The 21,430-nt window shown below is 41.0% G+C and carries 21 protein-coding genes; all 21 read right to left on the minus strand.

The genetic code is table 11. From position 1 onward, the window contains the following. Positions 1–167: 167 nt before the first annotated feature. The 21 genes from KHB02_RS00105 to KHB02_RS00205 all read right to left on the minus strand — a co-directional run bounded on the left by KHB02_RS00105 (position 168) and on the right by KHB02_RS00205 (position 21,428). The gene (locus KHB02_RS00105) at positions 168–572 is read right to left on the minus strand and encodes a flagellar protein (protein ID WP_213140336.1); all 405 of its coding nucleotides are present in this window, start codon (positions 570–572) and stop codon (positions 168–170) included. 52 nt (positions 573–624) lie between these two features. Further along, positions 625–987, minus strand: coding sequence for a response regulator (locus tag KHB02_RS00110; protein WP_213140337.1), 363 nt, complete (start codon positions 985–987; stop codon positions 625–627). Between the two features lie 28 nt (positions 988–1,015). Beyond that, a complete protein-coding gene (gene fliY, locus KHB02_RS00115) occupies positions 1,016–2,134 on the minus strand; it encodes a flagellar motor switch phosphatase FliY (RefSeq protein ID WP_213140338.1) in 1,119 nt (372 codons plus the stop codon). Beyond that, the gene (gene fliM, locus KHB02_RS00120) at positions 2,135–3,109 is read right to left on the minus strand and encodes a flagellar motor switch protein FliM (RefSeq protein ID WP_213140339.1); all 975 of its coding nucleotides are present in this window, start codon (positions 3,107–3,109) and stop codon (positions 2,135–2,137) included. A gap of 27 nt (positions 3,110–3,136) precedes the next feature. Further along, positions 3,137–3,562, minus strand: coding sequence for a flagellar basal body-associated FliL family protein (locus KHB02_RS00125; protein ID WP_213140340.1), 426 nt, complete (start codon positions 3,560–3,562; stop codon positions 3,137–3,139). A 51-nt stretch (positions 3,563–3,613) separates the two neighbouring features. Next, positions 3,614–4,528, minus strand: a complete 915-nt coding sequence (locus KHB02_RS00130) for a flagellar hook-basal body complex protein (RefSeq protein WP_213140341.1) — start codon at positions 4,526–4,528, stop codon at positions 3,614–3,616. After that, on the minus strand, positions 4,522–4,995 hold the full coding sequence (gene flgD / locus KHB02_RS00135) for a flagellar hook assembly protein FlgD (protein WP_213140342.1): 474 nt from the start codon (positions 4,993–4,995) through the stop codon (positions 4,522–4,524). Before flgD ends, KHB02_RS00130 begins: the two co-directional genes overlap by 7 nt. A gap of 15 nt (positions 4,996–5,010) precedes the next feature. Continuing rightward, positions 5,011–6,297, minus strand: coding sequence for a flagellar hook-length control protein FliK (locus KHB02_RS00140; RefSeq protein WP_241113622.1), 1,287 nt, complete (start codon positions 6,295–6,297; stop codon positions 5,011–5,013). Between the two features lie 163 nt (positions 6,298–6,460). Further along, positions 6,461–7,234, minus strand: coding sequence for a CheR family methyltransferase (locus KHB02_RS00145; RefSeq protein WP_213140344.1), 774 nt, complete (start codon positions 7,232–7,234; stop codon positions 6,461–6,463). A 136-nt stretch (positions 7,235–7,370) separates the two neighbouring features. After that, complete coding sequence (locus KHB02_RS00150) at positions 7,371–8,414, minus strand: protein-glutamate methylesterase/protein-glutamine glutaminase (RefSeq protein ID WP_213140345.1); 1,044 nt, start codon at positions 8,412–8,414, stop codon at positions 7,371–7,373. Further along, the gene (locus KHB02_RS00155; RefSeq protein ID WP_213140346.1) at positions 8,411–9,226 is read right to left on the minus strand and encodes a CheR family methyltransferase; all 816 of its coding nucleotides are present in this window, start codon (positions 9,224–9,226) and stop codon (positions 8,411–8,413) included. The genes KHB02_RS00150 and KHB02_RS00155 overlap by 4 nt, the downstream gene beginning before the upstream one ends. 332 nt (positions 9,227–9,558) lie before the next feature. Then, a complete protein-coding gene (locus KHB02_RS00160; protein ID WP_241113623.1) occupies positions 9,559–10,419 on the minus strand; it encodes a GNAT family N-acetyltransferase in 861 nt (286 codons plus the stop codon). A gap of 159 nt (positions 10,420–10,578) precedes the next feature. Then, a complete protein-coding gene (locus KHB02_RS00165; protein WP_241113624.1) occupies positions 10,579–10,755 on the minus strand; it encodes a hypothetical protein in 177 nt (58 codons plus the stop codon). Between the two features lie 29 nt (positions 10,756–10,784). Continuing rightward, positions 10,785–11,678 (minus strand): R2-like ligand-binding oxidase, encoded by an 894-nt coding sequence (locus KHB02_RS00170; protein ID WP_213140347.1) that lies wholly within the window; start codon positions 11,676–11,678, stop codon positions 10,785–10,787. Between the two features lie 42 nt (positions 11,679–11,720). Then, positions 11,721–13,238 (minus strand): class I adenylate-forming enzyme family protein, encoded by a 1,518-nt coding sequence (locus KHB02_RS00175; protein ID WP_213140348.1) that lies wholly within the window; start codon positions 13,236–13,238, stop codon positions 11,721–11,723. A gap of 1,023 nt (positions 13,239–14,261) precedes the next feature. Continuing rightward, complete coding sequence (locus KHB02_RS00180) at positions 14,262–15,074, minus strand: enoyl-CoA hydratase/isomerase family protein (RefSeq protein ID WP_213140349.1); 813 nt, start codon at positions 15,072–15,074, stop codon at positions 14,262–14,264. Continuing rightward, positions 15,071–16,165 carry an acyl-CoA dehydrogenase family protein gene (locus tag KHB02_RS00185; RefSeq protein WP_213140350.1) on the minus strand — a complete coding sequence of 365 codons (1,095 nt, stop codon included), beginning with the start codon at positions 16,163–16,165 and terminating at the stop codon, positions 15,071–15,073. Before KHB02_RS00185 ends, KHB02_RS00180 begins: the two co-directional genes overlap by 4 nt. Further along, a complete protein-coding gene (locus KHB02_RS00190) occupies positions 16,162–17,316 on the minus strand; it encodes an acyl-CoA dehydrogenase family protein (RefSeq protein ID WP_213140351.1) in 1,155 nt (384 codons plus the stop codon). Before KHB02_RS00190 ends, KHB02_RS00185 begins: the two co-directional genes overlap by 4 nt. A gap of 201 nt (positions 17,317–17,517) precedes the next feature. Further along, complete coding sequence (locus KHB02_RS00195; protein ID WP_213140352.1) at positions 17,518–18,948, minus strand: aldehyde dehydrogenase family protein; 1,431 nt, start codon at positions 18,946–18,948, stop codon at positions 17,518–17,520. A 96-nt stretch (positions 18,949–19,044) separates the two neighbouring features. Beyond that, positions 19,045–19,809 carry an SDR family NAD(P)-dependent oxidoreductase gene (locus KHB02_RS00200; protein ID WP_213140353.1) on the minus strand — a complete coding sequence of 255 codons (765 nt, stop codon included), beginning with the start codon at positions 19,807–19,809 and terminating at the stop codon, positions 19,045–19,047. Continuing rightward, positions 19,806–21,428, minus strand: coding sequence for a long-chain-fatty-acid--CoA ligase (locus tag KHB02_RS00205; protein WP_213140354.1), 1,623 nt, complete (start codon positions 21,426–21,428; stop codon positions 19,806–19,808). Before KHB02_RS00205 ends, KHB02_RS00200 begins: the two co-directional genes overlap by 4 nt. Positions 21,429–21,430: the final 2 nt, after the last annotated feature.

Below are 21,430 nucleotides of genomic sequence, written 5' to 3' on the forward strand. Positions count from 1 at the left end.
CCTTTGGAGTTTTATTTTATTCCAACTTCCCCTTGACTTAAGGTTTCCACCGAATGACATCATTCCTGCTCTAATAAACACCTCAAAATAAATATAATAGGTTATATCAAGTCTTTTAATCGAAAAAAGCGAGAAAGATTCTAATCAAATCCTTCTCGCTTTTAAGTTTAAAATCGATTTGAACTTACTCTCAAGTAGCTTTTACGTTCTTTAGTCACCTGTGGTTCTTGTTTATTATCGACCTGTTCTAACAGATGATTAAGGGTCCCTGTACAAGTAGGACATTTCCCTTCGCCTTGGATCATTGTTCCACACGTTTCACATGGGTATGAAAGGTTCTGAAAATCTCTTAAAAGAATACGCTGAGCCAGTATATACTCACGAATTTGCTTAACTGATACACCCGTTGCGTCACTTAACTCCTGGATAGTGCAACTAGAATAATCACGCAGGTGAGAAGTAACCTTTAAATAATCATCCTCTTGTTTTTGATAACAGAGGTCACAAATATCGCGAATACGCAGGAACAGTTTCCCGCATTTTCGACAATTCCCAAGCTGCGGACCAGCCATCTCGGTCACTCCCCTAGTGTGAAAAATCTCTCATAATAAATTCAAGCGGCTGCTAGCTTGCGAGCACTTTGTTAATCGCTTCCATTACCCTGTCGGCCTGAAATGGTTTCACTACAAAATCCCTTGCGCCTGCTTGAATCGCTTCTAAAACCATTGGCTGCTGCCCCATCGCTGAACACATGATAACTTTGGCTTGTGGGTACATCGCTTTAATCTCTTTTACTGCGGTAATCCCGTCTTTTTCAGGCATCGTAATATCCATAGTTACGACATCTGGCTGTAACTCCTGAAACTTTGCTACAGCATCTGCTCCATTTACAGCCTCTCCCACTACCTCAATTCCATTCTTCGTTAAAATATCTTTTAACATCATTCTCATGAATGCTGCATCATCTACGATTAAAACTCTTGCCATCCAATATTCCTCCTAAATCTTCTAGAGATTACATCGTCATTTTTGTTATGCGATCAATTGGGTTAATGATATCCGTAATTCGTACACCGAAATTCTCTTCGATGACGACCACTTCCCCTTTTGCGATTAGCTTGTGGTTGGCCAAGATATCGACTGGTTCCCCCGCTAACTTATCTAATTGAATAACTGCACCAGGGCCCAACTCGAGAATTTTCCTTATTTGCATTTCTGTACGCCCTAATTCCACAGTAATCTCCAAAGGGATATCATATAGCATATCAAGATTACCTAACGAAGGAGCGCCAGAACCGGTATCTTGGAACGCGCCAAATTGAACCTTTTGGATATTTGTATGAGGTTCCTTATTTACATTACTTGCTGATTGTGGTGGAACAACAATTGCTGACGGTGCCGGATTGTGAACAGAAGGCTGAGTGAAATGGTCGGTCTTTATCTCCTCCGCAATTGCTGTTGCTGCCGCTTCTTCACTTGCACCCAATATCTTTTGAACCATTTCCTTTGCGAAGGATAACGGAATAAATTGGATCATATTGGAATCAATTAACGTGCCAACCTTCAGTCGAAAGGAAACTTCAATAATAATATTATCCTCCAAACTATCCAATTTTTTTGGAGGAAAACCTAGAACATCTATACTTGGAGGTGAAATATCTACTTTTTGATTAAAAATGGTTGACATCGATGTAGCTGCTGATCCCATCATTTGATTCATGGCTTCTTGTACAGCACTAAGGTGGAGCTCCGAAAGATCCGGATCAAGTGCTGTTCCATCGCCACCCATCATTAAGTTGGCAATGATTTTAGCATCATTTTCCTTAATCATTAACAGGTTTTTACCCCTAATGCCCTCTGTATAATCAACGTGTACTGCAACATGCTTCTCTTTAATAATCTCTTCCATCCGCTCCTGAGCAATTACGGATAAAACTGGTGTGGTAATTTCCACCCGTTGGTTTAGTAACATAGATAGGGCCGTAGTAGAGCTCCCTAGTGAAATATTGCCAATTTCACCTAATGCATCCTGCTCCAAGGTGCTAATAAAGTCATCAATAGATAATTTACTTGTGTCTTCTGTTTGATTAAACAGCGCATTGATCTCTTCTTGAGAAAGTAATCCGTCACCCATCTACAGTTCATCTCCTTCCGTTGAAATTACTTGGTCAATTTGGACAGCATAATGTCCTTTCTGGGTACCAGGATTTCCAATGAACCTGGTCTTCTTTCCTACCTTTACTTTTAGCTCCCCGGCTTCAATCCCGATGACATCACCGGCTTGAAGGTTCAATAAATCGGAAATAGGAATTTTTGCTCTGCCAAGTTCGGCAATCAAAGGAAGGCTAACGTTATCAATGGTTTGCTTTAATTTATCCTGCTGCGCAACATTCTTCTTTGCCATGGATGACAGCCATTGCTGGGTAGATAATTTCGGCAGCACTGGTTCTACAATTAAATGCGGCAAACAAAGGGTCATTCTTCCGGATATTTCCCCGATAGTAGTCCGGAGAGCAATAACAATAACAGTGTCATTCTGCGAAGCTATCTGTAAAAATTGGGGATTTGTCTCCAATGCATCCCACTTTACACGAATATTCTCGACATCCTTCCAGCTTTCTTGGTATAAATCAAAAGCCCGAATGATAATTTTCTGGAGCAGCGCCAATTCAATTTCCGTCAAGGTTTCTTTCTTCACTGATGAATCTCCGTGCCCGCCAAGCAAACGCTCAATAATAGCGTAAGCCACTTGTGGATTTATTTCCATTACCATTTTTCCATCCATCGGCTTTACATCAAAAACATTCAAAATTGTTTTTGATGGAATTGACGCAATGAATTCATGGTAATTAACTTGATCGACCAAATCAATTTCAATTTGCACAAATGTTCTTAACTGTGCTGATAAATAGGAAGTCAATAGTCTTGTGAAGCTTTCATGGATCCGCATAATGCTTCGCAGTTGTTCTTTGGAGTACCGCATCGCGCGTCTGAAATCATAAACTTTTACTTTGTCCTTCTTTTCTGCCACATCTGATGCTTGCAGTTCGCCATTATTTAAGGCAGATAAAAGGGCATCAATTTCCTGTTGCGATAATACCTCTGCCAAAGGGCATCCCCCTAACTCTTCCATGAGTTATTGAATCATTTTGTTTATAATATAAATCTGATTGATTTTCCCATCCTGCATTTGTTTATTTAGTTGAATTTTCATGTCCTCTTCAAACTTAGTCATTCCATCAGGACTTGCCGCCTGCTCTTCTGTCATTGAAGAAAGAAGCAGTAAAGCTGTATTTCTAACTTGGAAGTTCCGCTTTTCAAGCTCTTCCTTTGCTTTCACCGAATTGGTTTGGAGTTTAAAGCGCAGTTGTATATAACCACCAGACTGTAAGTTTGTCGATATGGGCTCGGTCTCAACCATCGTCGCTAAAATCTCATCGGCCGATAGCTCTTTCGTTTTCTGTTTCGCCTCGGAGTGATAGATAAAAAAACTTCCTCCACCTACGGCAATGATAATAGTGACTACAACAGTAATGAGGACAAGTTTTATTTTGGCTTTCATGTAATCCCCTGCCTTTATTTTAAGAGATTAAATCAATCTCTTGTCCAAATCCTATCGTTTTAGGTTTACTACTTCTTCCAGGATAGAATCGGATGTTGTTATGGTTCTGGCGTTAGCTTGGAAACCCCGCTGTGCAATAATCATTTCTGTAAATTCTTCAGTTAAGTCAACGTTTGACATTTCTAAAACACCAGAATTGATTTGCCCACCTGCATTATCTTCGATTCGGCCAAGAACGGCAGCACCAGAGTTACCAGTTGCCTCAAACATAGTATTACCAATCTTTTTTAACCCGCCAGGATTGGAGACTACAGTAGTTGCCAAGGAAATCACATCCCCGGGATCATAGTCATATACGGCAGGATCATTTACTTCAGGATTGTACAAATAAAAGTCTGTTCCGTTTTTACTTGCCAGTTTTCCACTATTGCCGTCCTCATCCACAACATTGATATAGCCGTAAGAGTCGATAGAGTAGGAGGTAAATGCTTTATTTGTCACAGCATCTGAAGAGATGTTGATTTGTATTGGTGCTGGTGAAGTATCGGTCTTCCCTAACACATAGAATCCATTCGAATTAACTAAGTCCCCCGATGCATCACGGGTAAAATTACCTGCTTTAGTCAAGTAATTAGCTCCGCCAATTTCAGGACTAACAACGAAAAACGCATCCCCATCAATTGCCAAATCCGAACCGACATTAGTTGTCATTGGACTCCCTGGTGTATGAATCGTATCAATTGAAGCAATCTTAGTTCCTAATCCTATTTGCTTAGGATTAACACCACCCCGCAGTCCTGTTGGAGAGGTGGCACCGGCGATATTTTGACTGATAATATCCTGAAAGATTACTCGGCTTTTCTTAAATCCGACTGTATTAACATTTGCCACGTTATTTCCGATGACGTCCAATTTGGTTTGGAACCCTTTCATTCCGGATACTCCTGAGTAAAGCGACTTTAACATTGCTGTTCCTCCTTAACTTTTTCAGTTGTAGAATCTACCTCGGGCTTTGACTGTTTGATTTCATTTACAAGTTCCATAGGGATTTTCTCCTTGCCAACTAAATAAAAATAACTTCCATTTTGGATAGAAACCCCATCTACTATACCAGAAATTGGAGTGGATGAATTTTCAGGTGTCCATGTTATCTCTTTGCCAATCGATGCTGCATACTGACTCATTTGGCGATTCGAAAACTTTTCGAAAGCATTGTTTAGGTTGGTCATTTGTTCCAAAGAACTGAAAGTCGCCATCTGGGCAATGAAATCTTTATCTTGCAGCGGACTCGATGGATCTTGATGTGATAGTTGCGTGGTTAAAATTCGCAGAAAATCATCTTTCCCAAGTTTGCTTTTTTGTTCGAACGGCTTTGTATTGTTAAAAACTGAGTTATTTCTTGCATATGTGGTGACATCGACCCAATTGCTCATCAAACTCTCTCCTTTCTATGCGGTAAAATCAATGCTTGAAGCTGAAATCGAAGAATTCCCCCCATATGTATAAGACACCTGTGGAGTTTTTTCTACTTCCTGTTGTTCAACCTCATTTAGTTTTCTGTTGGCTTTCTGTTGATGATTGAAGGTCCGTTGCTCTTGCTGCGAACCATAACCACCTTGAGAAAAGGAAAGATTTGCCTGATTGGAATCAAAAGAAATTTGCTGCGGCTGTTGTTGAATGACATCTAGCTTTTGCACAACAATGCCGTGTTGCTGCAATGCCTGTCTTAGCTGTTGTAATTGACCTTCTAATGCATCTTTGGCTAATGAATTCCCGGTCAATATTTGTGCTGAGACTTGTCCCTCTTGTGAGGTCAACTTAATCTCAATATGTCCCAAATGCTCTGGAAAAAGTGAAAATTTAGCTTCGGCAATACCTGACTGGCCATTGGTTATCCTCACATTTTTCCCAATCCACTCACCTATTTCTTGTGAAAAATCGGCAATATTTAGAGACGACGTGGACCGAGCGTTTTCATCGGACATGGCCCTCACGCCTGTCCCTAGCACTGGTACATTGATGTTCACTGGTTCCAAATTTGCCTTATTAGAACTTTCAGTTTCAAGTTTAGCGGATTCTATACCTGACATATTAAGGACTGAAGGCTTATTTTGTTCTTGCCCCCCATTTCCATCACGCGAATGGGTGGAATGGATATAGTGAATCTCGTTTTTATCAAGACTCATCTTAGATTTTTGTTCTTTTAAAAAACCCCGAGAACCTAAACTAAAAAGCTCGTCACCGTTTTGTGTCTGATCTAGTAAACTATGGATATCATTTTCATTAAGAAACTTGCGAATTCTCCCTAAAAGATCCTCTGGTAACTCTAATGGAGGTTGATTTTGTTTTATTTCGTTAATTAACTGAGTTAATTCCTGAATAACTTGGTCGTCATTAGATACAGAAGCTTGCTGAGTCTGCTCTAAATGCTCCATCCATTGCATCAAAGTTAACCCAACCTCTGTGGCGGTCTGTTGAAAAATTAATTTCTGGTCATTCGAGGGGTTCGAATTATCCAGATAAATCTGATCATCAAGTGTTATTTCATCTGCTTTTTCCGGTGATGAATCTGTTTGATTGTCTGTCAAGCCTGCTGATTGCCCAAATAGAGAAAACATTTCTAATATTTGATTGAAGTCAGTTTCCAAGGTGTCTTTTTCCTTGGAGGTTTTTGGCGTAGAACTTCCCGATTTTATTGTTTGATTTATTTTGATAGGGATTTGATTAATCTCCAAATAGCCTCCCCCTTTCATTTGGTTCTCCTTCATTAATTCCCATTATAACTGACTAGGAAGCTTTAGTCATTGTGTTTTTTTTGTTTTCCAATAGAATTTTATACCATATATCAAATTTTTTTGAGTTATTTTTATGCAAAAAAATGGCATTTCCCCCTTTTATCTAGTTCTTTTTATAGAAAAATGTCTCTTCTATTTCGAAGCCGTACCGTTCCGGTTTGAAAATTTGTTCTGTGCTTCCTACAAACAATACTCCTCCCGGTCTCAGGGCATCACTAAATTTTTGATAGAGCAGGTCTTTTGCCTCTTCGGTAAAGTAAATCATCACATTCCGGCAGATAATTAAATCATAGTTTGTATCAAAACTATCTTTTAATAAATTATGCCTGGCATACTTAATTTTCTTTTTAAGACTTTCTATAATTTCAAAGTTTAGTCCCTGCTTACGAAAATATCTATTACGATAAGAAATCGGTATTTGATGAAGCGATTTATGATTATAAATCCCGTCAACGGCTTTTTTAATGACGCCAAAATCTAGATCAGTTGCAAGAATCTGGTCTTTCAGGAGATTCATATTATCGAGCAGCATAGCGAGGGAGTACGGCTCCTCACCAGTAGAGCAGGCGGCACTCCAAGCTTTTACTTTCTCATTATCGTTATATAAACGAGGAATGATTTTTTTTTGAAGAACCTCCCATTGAGAGGGGTTGCGAAAAAATTCCGTCACGTTGATGGTCATATGATCAAGAAATTCTTGGACCAACTCTTTGTCTTTCTCCATTCCATTAAAAAATTCATCAAAGCTATTGTAACCATGCTTTTGATACATGGATATCAAGCGGCGTTTCATTTGGTCCTGCTTATATTGATTCAAGTCAATACCAGTAATTTTTTTTACATTATGCATAAAATTGATAAAACCAAAGTCCTCCATATTCCCTACACCCTTCAATTATTTAAATAGAAAACAAGGCGATGTCTATCCACATCCCCTTACTCTGATGGCCTTTTCCTTAAGCCTAAAACCTCCACTATAAGTCTCTAACTCTATATTTCTATTTTTTATCTTTTTAGTATCCAACATAAGAAATAATCTCTTGATAAATTTGCGAAAGTAAGAATTGGCCATCCGCATAACCTGCTTCCAATACAGATTTTGGCATTCCATAAACAACACAGGAATCCTCTGCCTCCACAAAGACATGTCCTAGATATTTTTTCACCAATGAACATCCTTTGGTACCATCTGCACCCATGCCAGTTAAAATAACCGATAACAGACGATTGGTGAAAATCGGAGCTGCTGAATTAAGCGAAATATCTATAGATGGCTTGTACAACGTTTTACCTTCAACTTTGTCAAAAATCTTAAATACAACAGAACCATCCGGTTTTTTTTCAAATAGGGTTTGATAGCCAGAGGGAGCAATATAAATGTTTCCAGCTTTAATTACCTGTCCATCCTTAGCCTCTTGGACAGGAAGCTGACATAGGGAATTAAACCGTTCGGCTAGAGGCTTTGTAAATCCTGCCGGCATATGCTGAGCAACGACAACTGGTATCGGAAAATTCGCGGAAAAACGCGGCAGAATGGCCTGCAGGGCAGAAGGTCCACCTGTAGAGCATCCGATAAAAATCAATTCTGTTTGCCGTTGTCTTACCACTCGAACCGCCTTTAATTGTGTCTGTTTTACTGCAACTGGAGGTCGACGTTTCGCTTCCACAATACTTTTTAAGCGCATGTGAAATTCTTGAATATGTTCCTGTTCAACCCGTGAGCGAATCAAGCTTTCCTTAAGAAAGAAATCTACAGCACCAAGCTCCAAGGCTTGAATCGTTTCGGCCGCTCCTTCGCCTGTCCGGGAACTCAACATAACGATTGGCACAGGAGAAGTGTTCATAATTTGTTCCAGCGCAGCAATTCCATTCATCTCCGGCATTTCGACATCCATTGTGACAAGGTCAGGACGAAGACGGTTAACCTTTTCAATAGCCTCTAAACCGTTTCTAGCGATTCCCACAACAAAGAATTGAGAGTCCCCCTCAATTAATTGAGAGATAGCCCTCCTCATGAAAGCAGAATCATCAACTACTAATACTCCGTATTTTTTCATCCTAAATTAGGTTCCTTTCGATAATAAAAAGTCTTTTCCGAATCTACTTTTTGAAATCCCAATGCCATATCCGTAATAGATTCTGCATGACCGAGGAACAAATAGCCACCGACGCTTAAATTTCTATGTAAATTTCGAATAACTCTTTTTGTTGTTTCCTGATCAAAATAAATTAATACATTTCGGCAAAAGATTACGTCCACCTCGCCGATTTTTGCAGTAAGATCTTCACTTATTAGGTTTACATACTGAAAACGGACCATACTTTGTATTGAGGGCTTGATTTGATATCCTCCCTCTTCTTTAGAAAAGTATTTTTTTAATAGATTCTCCGGTATTCGGCGAAATGCAAAAGACCCGTTGTGATACCACCCATTTTTTGCTTTTTCCAACACCTTTTTATTAATATCAGTTGCAATAATTTCCACGGAACCAGGCAAAAACTTTCCTGTTTCTTGGATTAACATGGCTAGAGTATATGGCTCTTCACCAGTTGAACATGCAGCACTCCAAATCCTAAGTGGGCGAAAGCTATTTTTGCCTTTCAATTTAGGAAGAATTATGGAACAACATTCGTTTAATTGGTTTTCTTCCCGATAGAAATAGGTCTCGTTAATTGTTAAAAGTACTACCAATACATCCCATTCAGCCGGAGTCATTTTCAAATAGCCACAGTATTCCCAATATGAAAGGCCTAATTCGGCCACTCTCTTTGCAGTTTTATTTTGCAGGGCTTGGAGTTTATCGCTGTAGCGTATTCCACAATACTCATAGATTAATTGACTCAGTTTTACCAGTCCGTTATCCTGCATGATTATCACCTTTTATAGTATCTCTGCTATACAAAAAGCAGGAACTCTCTTCTTTTTTATATACCATCAATATTTATTTACTGTTTTGAATGCCAGGGACTATTTTTCCAGCCTTTGTAAACGTTTAATATATTTAGGACTTTTGGAATGTAGTAACCTGTGTTGTTCTTAAAGAAAGTTGGACATTAGAAAAATAATATTCCTCTTTTTTATCGGCCATTTGTACTATTTGTTTAATGGGAAATTCTTCTGATTTTCGCTTTATTTCGTCAATAAAAAAAGGCCAATTCCTATTTTCTAAAAAAAGGAATTAGCCTTTTAAGCAAAGATTTTTATAAAAATTTCACCATCTGCACTTGTTCCGTCATCTTATTAAATCCATGGCTCATTAGGTATGCGATGATTGGACTTGAGATGGAGGCATTAACAGTCATAAAGTTTACGGTTTTTTCAGCTCCCCCACAAATGCTGGCAAAAATAATTTTTAATAAATCTTTGTTTACTTCAGAAAACAGCTCCAATTGATAGATAACGACTTTTTCTACCTTTCCATGTTCATTCCATATTCTTTTAAACAAGCAATAGCCTAAAGGGTCATTTCCTGTTCCATAAAAAATTTGTGCTTCGCCGTTTCTGACACTTTGCCATTGGCATTGCCAAGGTACATTTTCTTTATAGAAAGAAAGTGTTGCCAATTGTTCAGGACGGATGGATTTTACCCAGATGGATGCGGCTAAAACTGACTCGAATTCCTCAGACCCTTTTAAATGAACAAGGGAGTCAACAATCTCATATCCATATCGTTGATATAAACGAATGGCTCGTTCGTTTTCCTTTATCGCTTCGAGAGTGGCAACCTCCACCCCCTCTTCCGCGTAAATCCTTAAAGTCTCCTCCATTAAAAGCTTGGAAACTCCTTTTCCACGATATTCCGCGGCTACGCCGGTTCCTCCATTCCAAGCGGTCTTTTTTCCATCAATCAGGCGCACTCCATTTAAGACAATTGCTACAGGCTGATCACCATCGAAAGCAACAATCGATAGATTCATTGAAAGCCCCTCATTAACCAACCTGGCAAAAAACAGCTCCGCTGACATTTCCAATTTTACAAAATAGCCTTCAAAACCGCGATTCCAGGCCGTGATAATGTCCGTTATTTGACATTCAGATAATTTTTTAAAAACAATACACATGAGTCGGCCCCCTTAAATAGCGTTGAAGAAAATTAAAATAAAATAGACTAAATAGTTTATTTTAATAAAACCAAAGCCCTCCAGTTTTTACAATCCATTAGAAAAATAAATCCCATTATGGACGAGAAAAAATCCATAATGGGATGATTTCAACTAACATTATTTAACCGGCAAAGGCACAACCCTCTGTCCAATTGCCGCTATTAGTTCCGGCGGCATTGGGAAGTTTAATGCGGCAGGATCCTTCATAACTGCCGGGATTACCATTTGTAGTGCCTCTCCACTAATATTGTATTCACTAAAATCAGCCGGCAAGCCAACTTTATGCTGCAGCAACCGAATTTTTTCAATTACTTCAGCTTACTTTAAAGTACTCCTATCTCGCTTTCCGTCACTCTATAAATCTCTTCGATTTTCTTTCCCTTCGCCCTTGCTAAAACTTCCATGCGAACAGCTAGCTGCTTCATGGTGAAATTCATGACATCATCAGGGTTCCCGCCAAACGAACTGACTTCTTTTCCGTTAATCCCTTCTCGATTAAGTTTGATTGCCAGCGGGGCCAATTCTCCCATCCTTGCGGCAATAAAATCGTAGAGATGAGGATGCTCGCAAATTAACCGCTGCAGCAGGAAGGTCCCGTAGCCGATGTGACGGGATTCATCCCGTTTCAAATTGCCGATTCCCTCCATAAGCCCCGGCATGATTCCGGCTGTTTCTAGAGATTGATAGAAGGAGAAATATCCGGTTTCTGCTAGTACCCCTTCCACAAACATATTGTAAACAACCGATGCCTCAGCAATGGCTTCCGGCGATTGATCAGTGACAAGACGTTCCATTGCAGTTGGCAGGATTTCATGGAAAATATGCTGATATGTTTCTGAATGAAAATGTGACAAGTCACCTGTCTCCCCAATCGCATTTAACACCCTGCGGAAAAATTCTGTGTGCTTTGCTTCCTCGTATAAAAATGTTGTTAAAAACATTTCCTCCTCAAGGCGCCCTTCTTTGGCAATAGCCATGATAAGCGGCAGCAAATCCAATGTTACTGCCTCTTCTCCTGCCTGGAACATGGAAATGAGCCTCAGGATGTCTTCCCTCTGCACTTCATTCATTGCTTGCCAATCTTTTTGATCTTGGCTGAAATCAATATCTGCTGGATTCCAGATTCCTACCCTCTTCGCCTTTTGGTAAAGACGGTAAGGAAAGGAATCCTCCATCAGACCACGGCTGCTTGTTGTTAAAATCGTTCTTTTCTCCATAAAAACATTCCCCTCTCATCATTTCCTTTATGTGAAAATCTGTTAACGAACCACAATATCTGCAGCTGTTTTGCGAAGATGTGTTTTCAGAATCTTTCCAACACCGTTTCTTGGCAGTGAATCTAGGAACACAATCCGCCGTGGTGTTTTGTTTTTTGCTAAATGGTCTTGGCAAAAACGAATCAATTCTTCCTCTGTTAGTTCTGAACCAGCTTTTTTGACGACACAGGCGACCATCTCTTCACCCATCCGTTCATCCGGTATGCCGACAACAGCCGCTTCAGCAACCTGCTCATGACCATTTAAAATTTCTTCAACATCGCGAGGATAAAGATTAAAGCCTCCTCGGATAATCAAATCTTTCTTTCTATCAACTATATAAAGGTAGCCTTCATCATCCTGCCGGGCCATATCTCCCGTGTATAGCCACCCATCTTTTAACACTTTCCGAGATTCTTCCTCATTTTGATAGTAACCAGGGGTCACATTATCCCCGCGGACAATCAGCTCACCTACTTCGCCACAAGGAACCTCCACACCATTTTCGTTGACTATTTTCACTTCAACACCAGGAATCGGAATGCCGACAGAACCTGGCTTAATTTCAATACCCTTGCGATGGGCTGTTACAACCGGTGCTGCCTCTGACAGGCCGTATCCTTCAAAAACCTTTGCGCCAAACTTTTGCTCAAATGCGTACAGCAGGGCTACTGGAAGCGGCGCAGACCCTGATCCTATCGATTCTAGACTGGAGGTATCGTATTGGTCTGCCTCCGGGTAGGATACAAGCGCATAAATCATTGCCGGAACTCCAGAAAACGTTCTCACTTTATGCTTTTCAATGGCATTAAGTACTTCCTTTACATCAAAGTTAGGAAAAACGACAATAGAACTTCCGGTTAAGTACAACACATTTGAAACCGTCAACCCATATACATGGGCAAGCGGAAGGACACCCAGGGTGGTTCCACGCTCGGTTTCATTATGTTTTGCCGAGTTTTCGGCATTCGAATATAAATTTTTATGTGTTAATAAAACCCCTTTTGGATTTCCGGTTGTTCCGGATGTATAAAGGATAACAGCTGTGTCCTCGGGCTGGACATCATCATAATAAAGATTGGCATCTTGTACCATCACATCATAAATATTTTTTGCTTTTTCATTTGTTGGCTGATCTGCAACAATCAATTCGGGTTTTACAGGCAGCCCTTCTAAGGATTTTTCTACATTTGGAAGAACATAGGAGGAAGTAATGACTGCTTTTGCCCCGGAATTAAGGGCAATATAATGAAGCTCTTTAGGATGAAGCGTAAACATGACTGGAACGATGATGGCCCCCGTACGGGTAATTCCTTGGTAGGCAATGAGGACTTCCGGACAATTTGGCATACAGACCATAACGCGGTCGCCTTTTTCGACACCTAGCTTTTTCAATCCGTTTGCCAATTGGTCCGCATATTCCTTCGTTTCCACATTCGTAAAGGTCTTTTCTTTGAAGTATAAAAACGGATATTCACCAAATTGGTCAATATTCGTTTCAAGAAGATCTTTTAACTTCACAAAATCCTCTCCTTTAACTCTTGCATCTATTAAACTATTTAGAATTACTAGCCTTTTGAAACCGCTATCATTTTAGAAATCTTTTTTTAATATAAGGAAAAGGCTCCCCCTTTCATACTAATTAGTTGGTATTTCACTAACAATTACTATAAACAAAATATTCTAAAAATACAATAATTACCGTTTGACAATTTTCTCATTTTTCTACGCTCTAGAAAAATGTATTGCCACTGTCAGATTGTTGAGAAAGGGTATTTTTCTCGGCAATTTTTTATTTTGACCAAACCTAAATTACCAAACTATTATCCCTGCTAACTGGCCTGTTGATTTCCGCTCCGGGCACTCGCTTTCCGCGGGGAGGTCCTGGAGCCTCCTCGGCGCTTTTGGCGCCTGCGGGGTCTCCAGTGACCTCTATATCCCGCAGGAGTCGAGTGCCCTCCGCTCCAATCAACAGGGAGGCAAATCAACCTAAGTATTGCAACACACATTTTTCAGCCTTGATAAGTGTTACAATCTTTTTCATATTTTGGCAGGCTGCAGTAAGAAGCGTGTTCTCTTACATTATTCAATCCCCTCAACCGGAACAAACGAAAAATATCAATATATTTGTCAATCAAGCAAAGAAGGTGGTCATCTGGAACCAATTCTTCAATAGAAACAAATTCATATTCACTTTGGCTATTCTCTTTGGCTTAAACATTAAATTCACCACTTATTTTATTTGAGTTAAAGGACTTAATTGAGTACACCTGTTGATTGGCGCGGAAGGCACGAAGACTCCTGCGGGAGTACGGGGCAGGGGAGACCCCGCAGGAGCGAAGCGATGAGGAGGCTCCCCGGCACGCCCGCGGAAAGCGAAGTGCCTGGAGCGCCAATCAACAGACTTGTTGAAAAGCCTAATATTAATAATGTTATAAAAAATTAACGCGGTGAATGTTAAAGAAAACGAGTAAAATAAAAGGCTGTCGGTAGTTTTTCTCGACAGCCTGACAGTGACAATGTATTGCCACTATTTTTATTGCGTTATTTAAAATTTGGCTTTCTCTTTTCCAGGACAGCTTGGACCCCTTCTTGGTAATCTTCGAGCTCGGTAACGATCCCCATTGCTGAAGAAATCATATCCAGAGATGAACGTAAATCGATATTTAATCCCTGATACACAGCTCTTTTTGTAAAACGCATTACTGTTTGCGGGCCACTCGCTAATTTTTGAACATAGTCTTCCACAAACTCCTCTAGTTTGTCATCTTCCACGACATACGTTACAAGCCCCATATCTTTTGCCTCTTTGGCAGTTAGGACTTTTCTCGTCCAGAGCAAATCCAAAGCTTGATCTGTCCCAACAAACCTTGGTAAGAACCACGCCGCACCGTCTCCCGGAACAATTCCAACATTTAAGTAGCTTTCCGAAATTTTGGTGTTTTCGGCAGCAATGCGAATATCACAGGCCAAGGTCATATCAAAGCCTGCTCCAAAGGCAACACCATGCAGAACCGCAATCACAGGTTTATCAATTTCTTTCACCAGAAGAGGAATTCTTTGTACTCTTTTCCATAAAGAATTTTTTCTGGCTAAAGCGGTCGAGGAAAAATCTTCAGTCCCATCGCTTTGAAGGAATCCTTCTCCTCTCCCCATCGATTTGATATCCCCGCCCGAGCAAAAGCCGCGTCCATTTCCGGATATTACAAGTACCCGAATGTCATCGGAATCACGGACGGTCTCTAATGCTTTAATCCAAAGGTCAATCATTTCCGCACTAAAGGCATTTAAACTATCCGGCCGGTTTAAAATAATTTTGGCGACCCCATTTTCCACATTAAAAATTAGATCCGTCATTGGATTCCCACCTTTTTTGCATGATTCACAACGCCAGTTATCACAGACCACAATTCGTTTTTCTCTAATTTTAATAGTTCTTCCGTAATGACCTGTTCCCAATCGGATTCTGTCCCAAATTCCTCACGCCAAGACCAAAGTCTTCTTGTACTGTGATGCAGGGTATGTTCATATGTAAACCCAATAGCAGCCAATACTTGATGTGCGATCGTATTGACTTTTCCCGCTGCTTCATTTATTCGGATTTTTGCATAGGCTAACTCTTTTGAAAAAGGATTCGTGCCGAAAGCATCAACAGCATATTTGGCGGCAATTCCAGCACCGGCAGTTTCGCCCGCAAGCGCTGCCAAATGATGCTGTATTGCTTGGAAACGGTGAATAGGCCGTCCAAATTGGGAGCGCTCATTTGTATGGTTAATGGTTACATCAAGAACTCTTTCGATAGCCCCCGCCATAAGCACGCTTCTTGTTAATGCCCCTGCATAATACAGCTTCTTTGTCAGTGCGCTGTAGTCGACAGATACGGTTTTACATTCCTCGATGTAGACCTGATCAAAGATCACTTCATCCCGTGCTTCCCCAGCCATGTTTTTGCCAGGTTTAATTTCCGCTTTTTCAAGCGGTAAAACAAGAAGGACGGTTCCGTCGATTGATTCTCCTGGTACAAGCAGCTTTTCCGCATTCCTCGCCCATGGAACATATTTGGCTTTTCCGTTTATAATCCAGCCTTGACCGCTTTTTTGCAGCTGGAAAGGTTCCGAACTATTTTGTCCTGGGATCGTGACAATCCCCTCAATAATAGATTCTCCCAAATCGCTTAATAACCAATTGGCTATAAACGTTTCGGCAAGTGGAATGGGTGCAGAATATTTGCCCGCCATTTGCAAAATACTCAAGGCATCATCCAGGTCACCGCCGCTTCCCCCTAATTCCTCCGGCACTCCTACTCCAAGCATGCCGTAGGCCTCCAGGTTCTCCCATAATTCAGCTGCCCATTGACCTTTCTCAGCGTCATTAACCACTTCTTTGGTTGAATATTTTTCAAAAATCTTTGCTGCTGACTCCAAGATCATCTCTTTCATTTCACTCATTGGTTAATAACCCCCTTTGCCACAATTCCCCTTAGAATTTCCGTTGTCCCGCCGCGAAGTGTAAATCCTGGTGATTGCAGAATCGATTGTGCCAGGAACCTTTCTAATCTGTTTTCGGAATCGGTTGACGGAATGGCAGAAACTAGTAATCTCGTAATCTCAGGAATCTCCTGCTCAAATTGGGTTCCCATGTCTTTTACTAGAGAAGCAATAATATTAGAAGGCACACCTTCTTCCAACAATCGGGCAATGCCAAGCGACATATTTCGAAGTGTCCACAGTCTAGAGATGAGTCTGCTAACTTTATTTAATCCCTTTGTGTCACCTTTTTCTATTAACACATTCGTTAGTTCATTTAGAAGAGGAAAGGTGCTCAAAATGCGCTCCGGACCACTTCTCTCATAGGCTAATTCCGCCATGCCCTGGGCCCAGCCATTTCCAAGTGTCCCAACAACCATACCATCAGGAACAAACACATCTTCAAAAAAGACTTCATTAAAATGATGTTCCCCTGTCATCAGATGAATTGGGCGAATGGTTACTCCCGGAGCATTTAAATCGACTATCAATTGGCTCATCCCGGCATGGCGGTTGTTAGGGTCCATTGGAGTTGTCCGGCATAAGACGATAGAGTAATGGGCATGATGAGCACCGCTTGTCCAAATCTTGCTGCCATTTAAGATCCAGCCTTTATCAACCTTAACGGCCCGTGCCTGAAGTGCAGCCAAATCGGAGCCTGCATTAGGCTCGCTAAGGCCAATCGCAAAATAACATTCTCCCTTTGCTATTCTTGGCAGGAAAAATTGTTTCTGTTCTCCTGTCCCATACTTCAGTAAAAGCGGACCAGTCTGACGGTCGGCAATCCAATGTCCTGAAACTGGGGCGCCTGCTGCCAGCATTTCTTCAGTAACTACATATCTCTCGACTGACGAACGTTCCCCGCCGCCATATTTTTTCGGCCAAGTCATGCCAATCCAGCCGCGTGCTCCCATTTTCCGTGAAAAATCCTCCGAGAATCCGCTAAGCCAGCAATCGCATTTTGTTTCGATTAAACCGTTTTCAATTTCTTCTTTTAAAAACTGCCTAATTTCTCTTCTTAGCTCTTCCGTTTCTTTCGGAAGCTTTACCACAGGAATTTCCAGCGTTTTCATTTGTTTCACCCTCTTTTCTGCAATTAACGCTTATGTAACTCTATTACTACCAAATAAATTATATAATAATTTTGACTTTATGGTCAATTTTAAATTATCTGAAAAGTTATCCTTTATTCATTATTCTAAGAAAATAAAAAAGACAAAAGCCCTATTATCGTAGCCTTTGTCCTTTAAACATTTAAATAAAATTATCCAAAATTATTTTTTCTTAATCATAATGGTTTTTGTGTTGGTATATTCTTTTAATCCTTCGATTGAATTTTCAACACCGATTCCTGATTGTTTATGGCCTCCAAAAGGAACGTTCGGTAAAAGGATATGTGCTTCGTTAATCCAGACCGTCCCCGTTTCCAACCTTTCGGCAATGGAACGTGCCAGGTTAAGGTCTTTGCCCCATACAGAACCGGCTAATCCATAATCAGTATTATTTGCCTTCGTGATGACCTCATCATAATTGCTATATTTAATGACAGGCAGCACCGGGCCAAAGGCTTCTTCTGTTACCACCCTCGCATCTTCGGGAGGATTATCGACAATCGTAATAGGAATAAAGTAGCCTGGTTTGTCCTCAACGATTCCTCCGCAGACAATATTCGTACCTGTGCTTTTTGCATCTTCTATCAAAGCTTTAACCTTTTCATATTGCATCTTATTTTGGACTGGGCCAATTAAGGTGGCAGGGTTCATCCCATCGCCGATTGGAATGGTTTTGGCATACTGGATTAATTCGGCTAAAAACTCATCATAGATTTTTTGATGAACATACAGCCTTTTTGAGGCAACACAAATTTGTGCTGTATTGGAAAAAGCCGCCCAAAATAATTTTGGAACAACTTCTTTTACATCTGCATCTTCTAGGACAATGGCAGCATCATTGCCTCCTAACTCGAGCGTAACGCGTTTTAAATTAACACTTGCACTTTGCAGTACCTTTTTCCCAGTAGCAGTTGACCCGGTAAAACTTATTTTATTTATGTCAGGGTGCTCTGTCATCCATTGCCCAAGTTCATTTTCACCTGTTATCACGTTAAATACGCCTGCCGGAAAAATATCTCTTGCGATTTCACCTATCCGTAAAGTAGTTAATGGAGTATAGGGCGAAGGCTTCACAACAATGGTGTTACCCGCTAGCAATGCCGGGGCAATTTTCCACATCGCCAAGAGGACAGGGAAATTCCATGGAACAATTAATCCTGCCACCCCAAGCGGCGTGTAATATTTCTCGATTGTATGACTATCATTTTCCTCAATAATTTCACGGGGCAGACGATTTTTAGCGATTACTTTGCACCAATGACAGGCTGAATCAATTTCCATATAGGATCCAAATCCACCATTAATCGGTCTTCCCATTTCCGCAGTAAAAAGGTTTGCCAGTTCATCCCGATGCTGCTGGATCGCATCAGAAAACGTCTCCAATTTGGCTGTCCGCTCCGCAATTGATAACGCAGACCATGTACTAAAGGCTGCTCTTGCAGCCTTAACAGCTTCGTTTAAGTCGTTCCTGCTGGCTTTTGGCGCCTGAGCAATTACGGTTTCATTTGCTGGATTAATTACAGGTACCGTTTGTTCTGTTAATACCGGTTTGCCATTAATGGTCATACAAAATTCCCTTGTTATAGTATTCATTTCTCATCCCTCCGCATTTATAGATAGGCCCTTTCTAATCTATTCACTGTCCTCTATTTCTACTACTTTTTTTGGATGAGTCCCCTTCAACTTTCGTTATTTTCTGTATCCCCCGTCCACGGTTAAGAGTGATCCAGTCGTGAAACTAGCAGCATCTGAGGCAAAATATAAAGCTGTGCCGATAATCTCTTCTGGTTCTCCAGGCCGACCGAGAGCTGAGTTTTCCCCAAACCGTTTCATCGCCTCCTCCATATTCCACGCTTTAGCTATATCGGTTAAAAAGGGGCCTGCGATGATGCAATTGACGCGCACCTTAGGAGCAAAAGTATCCGCTAAAGCAAGAGTAAGTGCATTTAACCCAGCTTTAGCAGCAGCATAGGGCACTTCATTCTTTGTCGGCCGGATTGCTGCGATGCTGCTTATATTAATGATGGCTCCGCCGCTTCCTTTTGCCATACGATCTCCTACCAATGCTGAGAGACGAAAAGGCCCTTTTAAATTTAATGCTAAAACGCTGTCCCACATAGATTCGCTAACATCAACTATGGAATCGTAAAGCGGGGACATACCGGCGTTGTTCACTAAAATATCTACCTTGCCAAAATGATTATAAGCGGCTTCTACCAAGTCATTTACCTGATTCCACCTCCCAATATGACAAGCATATGGGAGTGCACGGCGGCCAAGCGCTTCCACCTCTGCAGCAACCTTTTCACAAGCATCAAGTTTGCGGCTTGCAATCACAATATCCGCTCCTGCTTGGGCAAAAGCGATTGCCATTTCTCGTCCAAGACCTCGGCTACCTCCTGTTATTAGAGCAACCTTACCAGTAAGAGAGAAAAGCTCTTCCACTGTTTTCATTCCTTTCTGCCTCCTAAGGCAGCACTTTCTTTTTCCTGTTCAATCAATTTAGTCCTTAGAATCTTTCCAACTGCTGTTTTCGGAAGTTCGTCGCGAAACTCTATCAGTCTGGGAACTTTGTATCTTGCTAGATTTTGGTTGCACCAATCTTCCACTTCTTTTTCGGTCAAGGCAGCATTTTCCTTTAGGACGATAGCTGCTTTGACCGTTTCACCACGATACGGGTCAGGAACGCCATACACGCAAACTTCCCTTACAGCCGGAAGCTGATATAGTACCTCCTCAATTTCAAGCGGATAGATATTGTAGCCGCCGGCAATAATCATATCCTTCTTTCGTCCCACTATATAAAAATATCCATCCTCATCCATAACGGCCAAATCACCCGTAAAAAGCCAGCCATCCCTCAAAGCATGCGCGGTTTCTTCTTCATTTTTCCAATATCCCTTCATGACTTGTGGACCTTTTACGATAAGTTCACCAGTTTCACCCACAGGCAATTCAATTGTTCCGGTAGCGATATCAACAATCCGGCAATCCGTGCTTGGGATTGGTATGCCGATACTGCCGGGCTTTCGTACCCCTTCGCTCGGATTTTTCGTCACCATCGTAGTCGCTTCTGATAATCCATAGGCTTCAATAATCGGAGCACCCGTTTTTTCCTCAAAACGATTCATGATTTCCACAGATAATGGTGCCGATCCGCTGCTGCATATTTTAATAGAATTAAGATCTTCGGAAGTCAAATGTGGGTGGTTTAACAAGGCAATATACATAGTAGGCGAACCGCTAAAGGTGGTCGGCTTAAAATTTCTGATTGTCTCTACAAGCAAATTTAATTCAAATCTGCTGATCGTATTAAATGTTCCGCCCCTAAAGATAGTGGTAACCATTGTCGTCAAACCCATAGCGTGAAACATTGGGGCGATACCGATTATTCGTTCCCATGAACCTTCACTTGCTTCTCCGACACTTGATTCCTTGTTCTGATAAAGATTACTAATGAGATTGTAGTGTGAGATCATTACACCCTTCGCCCTGCCGGTTGTTCCCCCTGTATACTGCAAGATAGCTATATCATTTTCGACATCGATATTAACTTCTGGAGACGGGTTTGTTCCTTTTTCAATCCAGGCATTAAGGCTGTCTTTAACGTCCTTTTCACCCTCTGCGATAAGGACTGTTAATTTGTCTTTATAGCCGATTTGCTCGAGTTTTGGAACTTGGATGCGATTCGTGATAAACCAAACTGCCTCGGAATCTTTTAAAATATATTCCAGTTCTCTGGGTGTATACATAGGATTGACTTGAACAACGGTGCCGCCCAAGCGTTGCACCGCAAAAAAGGAGATTATGTACTCTAGACAATTGGGAAGCATAATCGCTAACTTATCTCCTTTTTTAAAACCACTATCATATAAGGCAGAAGCTAAACGGTCTACATCTGAGTTAAGTTGATAGTAGGTTTTCGCCTTTTGATTATCAATTACGGCAGTTTTTTCTGGATGGAGGCTGGATGTATTTTTGAGCAAATCGTCGATGGAAACAGCGGGAGGGGTAATTTCGTATGGAACTTGTTCTGGATAAGAGAAAAACCAAGGTTTGTTCAAAACATTCACTC

It is taken from the genome of Neobacillus citreus, assembly GCF_018343545.2.
In the GTDB taxonomy this organism is placed as follows: domain Bacteria; phylum Bacillota; class Bacilli; order Bacillales; family Cytobacillaceae; genus Neobacillus; species Neobacillus citreus.

Coding starts and splice junctions, on each gene's coding strand:
- KHB02_RS00105 (WP_213140336.1), bottom strand. CDS start 572: ATGGCTGGTCCGCAGCTTGGGAATTGTCGAAAATGCGGGAAACTGTTC.
- KHB02_RS00110 (WP_213140337.1), bottom strand. CDS start 987: ATGGCAAGAGTTTTAATCGTAGATGATGCAGCATTCATGAGAATGATG.
- fliY (WP_213140338.1), bottom strand. CDS start 2,134: ATGGGTGACGGATTACTTTCTCAAGAAGAGATCAATGCGCTGTTTAAT.
- KHB02_RS00125 (WP_213140340.1), bottom strand. CDS start 3,562: ATGAAAGCCAAAATAAAACTTGTCCTCATTACTGTTGTAGTCACTATT.
- KHB02_RS00130 (WP_213140341.1), bottom strand. CDS start 4,528: ATGTTAAAGTCGCTTTACTCAGGAGTATCCGGAATGAAAGGGTTCCAA.
- flgD (WP_213140342.1), bottom strand. CDS start 4,995: ATGAGCAATTGGGTCGATGTCACCACATATGCAAGAAATAACTCAGTT.
- KHB02_RS00145 (WP_213140344.1), bottom strand. CDS start 7,234: ATGGAGGACTTTGGTTTTATCAATTTTATGCATAATGTAAAAAAAATT.
- KHB02_RS00150 (WP_213140345.1), bottom strand. CDS start 8,414: ATGAAAAAATACGGAGTATTAGTAGTTGATGATTCTGCTTTCATGAGG.
- KHB02_RS00155 (WP_213140346.1), bottom strand. CDS start 9,226: ATGCAGGATAACGGACTGGTAAAACTGAGTCAATTAATCTATGAGTAT.
- KHB02_RS00160 (WP_241113623.1), bottom strand. CDS start 10,419: ATGTGTATTGTTTTTAAAAAATTATCTGAATGTCAAATAACGGACATT.
- KHB02_RS00170 (WP_213140347.1), bottom strand. CDS start 11,678: ATGGAGAAAAGAACGATTTTAACAACAAGCAGCCGTGGTCTGATGGAG.
- KHB02_RS00180 (WP_213140349.1), bottom strand. CDS start 15,074: ATGACGGATCTAATTTTTAATGTGGAAAATGGGGTCGCCAAAATTATT.
- KHB02_RS00185 (WP_213140350.1), bottom strand. CDS start 16,165: ATGAGTGAAATGAAAGAGATGATCTTGGAGTCAGCAGCAAAGATTTTT.
- KHB02_RS00190 (WP_213140351.1), bottom strand. CDS start 17,316: ATGAAAACGCTGGAAATTCCTGTGGTAAAGCTTCCGAAAGAAACGGAA.
- KHB02_RS00195 (WP_213140352.1), bottom strand. CDS start 18,948: ATGAATACTATAACAAGGGAATTTTGTATGACCATTAATGGCAAACCG.
- KHB02_RS00200 (WP_213140353.1), bottom strand. CDS start 19,809: ATGAAAACAGTGGAAGAGCTTTTCTCTCTTACTGGTAAGGTTGCTCTA.